Origin of the sequence: Thioclava sp. IC9 (assembly GCF_002213225.1) — a bacterium.
Lineage (GTDB): Bacteria > Pseudomonadota > Alphaproteobacteria > Rhodobacterales > Rhodobacteraceae > Thioclava > Thioclava nitratireducens.
This window is the reverse complement of sequence record NZ_NBNX01000022.1, coordinates 1-4292: the sequence shown is the minus strand read 5'-3', so window position 1 is coordinate 4292 and position 4292 is coordinate 1. Positions and strand designations below refer to the sequence as shown.

Sequence of the window (4292 nt, the reverse complement as noted above, 5' to 3'; positions counted from 1 at the left end):
CATCCGAAATGCTGAAGGCGGCAGAGGTCGCGATCCGGGAGCGCTGCGATGTTCGCGGCGGCGCGCTGGAGGAGTTCGGCGCGGAGGCCGATCACATCCACATCCTGTTCTCGTTGCCGCCCGCCGAGGCGGTCGCCGGCTTCGCAAACGCGGTGAAGACCACCACCTCGCGGCGTCTCCGGAGGGACTTCCCGAGCCTGAAACGCCTTGGCGGCGCTCTCTGGTCTCCAAGCTACTTCGTCAGCAGCTGTGGCAGCGCCCCGCTGGAAACGATCAAGGAATATGTCCGCTCGCAGGAGCGACCTGACTGACCTCACCAGCCCTGCGGGCTCCCCACCAATCCCGCAGGTTGGAAGGGGCTTGTGGTGAGGTCTTTTGGGGTCCGTGCGTAGCTTGGCCGCCGCGACAAGCCGTTTTTGCTTTGCGCGCTCGCCTGCGTCGATCTTGCCACCATCGCGACGCCGATTGGACGACGAGCAAGATGAGAACCGCTGCCAGCCCCGCGACGACGTCGACGAGCAGCGAGAGCCAGATCGAACCGCCCTGCAAAAGCGTGAGCACGAGGCAGACATGGCCCACCAAGCTGCCGATAAAGACATACCCCACCGGCATCAGAGCTCGCACCACCGCGTTTTCTGTCGCGGATTTTCCAGCCGCGGCGCCACTCGGAGATAGGGCAGGACATATCCCCACCTGCTGCCGACGAGACGCTGGACCTCGGCTTCCTCCATTGTGTCGGGTATGATCACCGGGTCGCCCTCGAACCAGTCGGAGGGCGTCGCGAGCCCGGTCGAGCTATGGAGTTTCACGGCTTCGATCACGCGGAGCGTCTCCTCGACGCTTCTACCGACATAGATCGGATATTCGAAAATCATCCGGATTTTCATTTGCGGATCCAACAGGAAGGATTTGCGGACCGGCCAGGATTGGTGCTCCTTTTCATGGACCATCCCGAAGAGCGACGCGAAATCTCCACCGATGTCGGCAGCGGTCGGGAACCAGACCCGCGCGTCATACAGCTTTTCGATGTCGGCGTGCCATGACAGTTGCTCGTCCACGCTCGATCCCGTCAGCCCGAGCACCTTCGCGCCGAGCCGTCTGAACGCTTTCTCGTTCTGCGCCAGCGCGCCGATTTCCGTGGTGCACACAGCTGTATTCGCAGCGGGATGGCCGAAGAGCAGCACCCAGTTGCCTTCCGCCCAGGGCCAGAAATCGATGTCTCCCTGCGTGCTCGGAAGCGTGAAATTCGGGAAGATGTCGCCAATTTTGGGCAGCCATTTGACCGTTCTCCGGTAGGCGACAGGCAGCCTGATCGGTCGTCCGGTGCTGTCCTTGGGGGCGAAGAATTGCTGACTCATCGAACCTCCTCCTCGTTCAACGTCGCAGCCGGTCTTCGCCACGACGTAAACCGGTATCACCGGCGGTTGAGGCCGGGGTTTGCGTCGCGTTTTCGGAAACTTGTGATTTTTTGCAGAATGTGGCGAAAATTTGCAAAACGTTCGCTTTTTCGACCGGCTGGGCGGTCGCGGCAGACGCTAAGGTGATCTTCGATCTCGTGAACGCAAGAGGCGGCCCACCGCGGACCGCTCGTGAAGGCTGCAACTTCCCATCTTGGCGGAGGGAGGCATTGACGACGCCCGAGCAGCGGCCTTTCGACACGGGGCCCGCACCGCCCGCGAAGGCTTGACGCTCGACAATGACCGGCGCGCGGCGGCACGCGACCCTCGCGGGGCTTGTCTGCAACGAAAGGACATCTCCGATGACATGCCGTAGATTTCTGCCCGCCACGCTGGTCGTTCTGACGCTTTTGCCGGGCTGCGAAACCTTGACGCCGCAGCAGCGCACGGCGGTCGGGCTGACCGCGGGGGCCGCGGCCGGGTTGATCACCGCCGACGCGCTGGAGGCGAACCGGGACTGGCGGATCATCGCGGCGCTTGCGGGAGCCGCGGCCGGCGTTCTGGTGGCGCAGAACAGCGTCACCGATCGCTGCGCCTATTCGAACGGCGACGGCACCTATTACGTCGCCGATTGCCCGCGCTGAGACAGGCCAAGGGGCGAGGCGTTCAGGCTGCCCCCGTCGCACTCACTTGTGGTGATTGGCGACGGCGCGGGTCATCTCGCCCACGATCTGCAACGACGTCCCGTGCGCCACGTCTCCGAGGCTCAACATCCCGACCAGCCGCTTCTTGTCGTCCAGCACCGGTAGCCTGCGGATCTTGCGCTGATCCATCAGGTGCACCGCGTCCTCGATCGTCTCGTCGGTGCGGCAATAGACGACCCCGGGCGTCATCACCTCTTCGGCGCGGGTCTTCGCCGGGTCGAGCCCCTTCGCCACCACGCGCAGCGCGAGATCCCGATCGGTAATCATGCCGATGAGCTTGTCGTCCTTGCCGATCGGCACGGCGCCAATATCGTCCTTCTCCATCTGCAGGGCGATTTCCTTGACCGGGGTGTCGGCATCGGCCCATGCGGCGGGCTCGTGCATCGCGTCACTGATTTTCATGGCATCCTCCTGAACCGAGTCAGACCCGCAGCTTGCCCCACCCGGGGCGGCGCGCATTGACCGCGATCAGCACTCTTCAGCCCCGCGCCTTGTCGAGCGTCAATGCCGGGACGCCGCGAATCCGCGAGAGTGAAGACATCGATGGGAGGAGTGGAAACGGAACGCTATCCGGGAGAGGCATCGAGAGATGCAAACCGCAGATGGTCGAGCCGTGGACACAAGGAGATCTGTCGATCGAAGGGCCATCTCGGCTATGCGAACTCAGGCGCCCACGTGCGGAGCTCGCAGTTTGCGGGATGGTCCTTCGTCATTGTCGGCGTGCGAAGCCGGGCGTCGCTCACGGGCGACGTCCGGTGGCAGCCGCGCTTGCGTCGCGATAACCCCGACCCGGATCAGAGGATGCTCTGCCCCGTCGCAGCCCAGTCCGCGGTGAAGGTTTCGAGCCCCTTGTCGGTCAGCGGATGCTTGACGAGCGCCTCGATCAAGGCGGGCGGCATCGTGCCGGCATCCGCCCCGGCCAGCAAGGCGCCGGTGACGTGGTTTGCGGATCGCAGGGACGCCGCCAGTATCTGCGTATCGAGCGTGGGATAGGCGTCGAAGACCTGCCGAATATCGCGCAGCAGCTGGGTGCCGTCGAGGTTGATATCGTCGAGGCGACCGACGAAGGGCGAGACATAGGTCGCGCCAGCCTTCGCCGCGAGGAGCGCCTGGTTCACCGAGAAGCACAGCGTCACGTTGGTCTCACGGCCCTCTTCCCGCAGCGTGCGGCAAGCCCGGAGCCCCGCCATCGTGAGCGGCACCTTGATGCAGACATTGGGCGCAATCTTCCCGAGCACTTCCGCCTCGCGCATCATCGTCTCGTAATCGGTGCCCGCGACTTCGGCGGAAACCGGGCCATCGACCATCGCGGCGATCTCGGCGATCGCGTCGCGGATATGCGCACCACTCTTGGCGATCAGGCTCGGATTGGTGGTCACCCCGTCGATCAGATGCGCCTCCGCAAGCGCGCGGATCGCCTCGATATCGGCGGTGTCAGCGAAAATCTTCATGTCGTTTCCTTTCGTCGTCAACTCGGCTGGACGGTTCAGTGACCGGTGAGGATGAGGTCGGCCTCGACGCTCTGCTCAAGCACGCGGCGCGCGTTTTCGAGGTCGTTCCGGCTGGCCCGGGCAAGCGCGTCCTCGGGGGATAGCCCGTGCTCGATCCAGCGCGCGACGAGCCGGGACTTGAGCACCTCCATGGGCGGCGCGAGCATCACCGTCGCGTCGAACAACGGCGCGAGCCCGGCCCAGTCGCCGCCGCCGAACAGCAGGTAATTCCCCTCGACGATCACGATCCGCCGGTCCGGGCTCAACACGCCGGCCTCCGGAAGCGTCCGGTCCTGCGTGCGGCTGAACAGCGGGTAGCGGATCTCCCTCCCGTCATCGCGCAACCGGCGCACCAATGCCTTGAACCCGGCGACGTCGAAGGTCTCGGGCGCGCCTTTCACCGCGCGCAAGTTCCGCCTGTCGAGTTCTTCATTGTCGAGATGGAACCCGTCCATCGGCACAAGCGCCGCCGCATCCACCGACCGCCCGCGGGCGTTCAGCGCCGCGGTCACGGCTTCGGCCATCGTCGATTTCCCCGAGCCGGGCGGCCCCGCGATGCCAATCAGAGCCCGCCCGTGGTCGCGGGGCTGCCTGTCCACCAGATCGAGAATGGCCTCCAGCTGTGCCTCGGTCGTGCTCATCGCTCAGGCCGCCTCTGTCGCGCCGTCGGGGGTTTTGGCGCCGGTCATGAAGGCGACGGC

Annotated in this window: 6 protein-coding genes; 2 read left to right on the top strand and 4 right to left on the bottom strand. The window is 65.0% G+C overall.

Translation table 11 applies throughout. The features are described 5' to 3' along the window. The coding region (tnpA, locus tag B6V76_RS19560; protein ID WP_141104965.1) for an IS200/IS605 family transposase at positions 1 to 311 on the top strand (311 nt) is incomplete at its 5' end. A gap of 300 nt (positions 312 to 611) precedes the next feature. On the opposite strand, the gene B6V76_RS19555 is transcribed toward tnpA, so the two are convergent. Next, the gene (locus tag B6V76_RS19555) at positions 612 to 1400 is read right to left on the bottom strand and encodes a redoxin domain-containing protein (RefSeq protein ID WP_141104964.1); all 789 of its coding nucleotides are present in this window, start codon (positions 1398 to 1400) and stop codon (positions 612 to 614) included. A gap of 359 nt (positions 1401 to 1759) precedes the next feature. Here B6V76_RS19555 and B6V76_RS19550 point away from each other — a divergent pair, with 359 nt between their 5' ends. Continuing rightward, positions 1760 to 2041 (top strand): glucose-6-phosphate isomerase, encoded by a 282-nt coding sequence (locus B6V76_RS19550; RefSeq protein WP_088725856.1) that lies wholly within the window; start codon positions 1760 to 1762, stop codon positions 2039 to 2041. Positions 2042 to 2083: 42 nt separating this feature from the next. Here the strand turns inward: B6V76_RS19550 and B6V76_RS19545 are convergent, their stop codons facing one another. The 3 genes from B6V76_RS19545 to B6V76_RS19535 all read right to left on the bottom strand — a co-directional run bounded on the left by B6V76_RS19545 (position 2084) and on the right by B6V76_RS19535 (position 4232). Then, positions 2084 to 2503, bottom strand: a complete 420-nt coding sequence (locus B6V76_RS19545; RefSeq protein WP_088720618.1) for a CBS domain-containing protein — start codon at positions 2501 to 2503, stop codon at positions 2084 to 2086. Positions 2504 to 2895: 392 nt separating this feature from the next. After that, complete coding sequence (gene fsa / locus B6V76_RS19540) at positions 2896 to 3552, bottom strand: fructose-6-phosphate aldolase (protein WP_088728322.1); 657 nt, start codon at positions 3550 to 3552, stop codon at positions 2896 to 2898. 35 nt (positions 3553 to 3587) lie between these two features. Further along, positions 3588 to 4232 carry a nucleoside triphosphate hydrolase gene (locus B6V76_RS19535; RefSeq protein ID WP_088728321.1) on the bottom strand — a complete coding sequence of 215 codons (645 nt, stop codon included), beginning with the start codon at positions 4230 to 4232 and terminating at the stop codon, positions 3588 to 3590. Positions 4233 to 4292 lie beyond the last annotated feature (60 nt).

Coding starts and splice junctions, on each gene's coding strand:
- B6V76_RS19550 (WP_088725856.1), top strand. CDS start 1,760: ATGACATGCCGTAGATTTCTGCCCGCCACGCTGGTCGTTCTGACGCTT.
- B6V76_RS19535 (WP_088728321.1), bottom strand. CDS start 4,232: ATGAGCACGACCGAGGCACAGCTGGAGGCCATTCTCGATCTGGTGGAC.
- B6V76_RS19545 (WP_088720618.1), bottom strand. CDS start 2,503: ATGAAAATCAGTGACGCGATGCACGAGCCCGCCGCATGGGCCGATGCC.
- fsa (WP_088728322.1), bottom strand. CDS start 3,552: ATGAAGATTTTCGCTGACACCGCCGATATCGAGGCGATCCGCGCGCTT.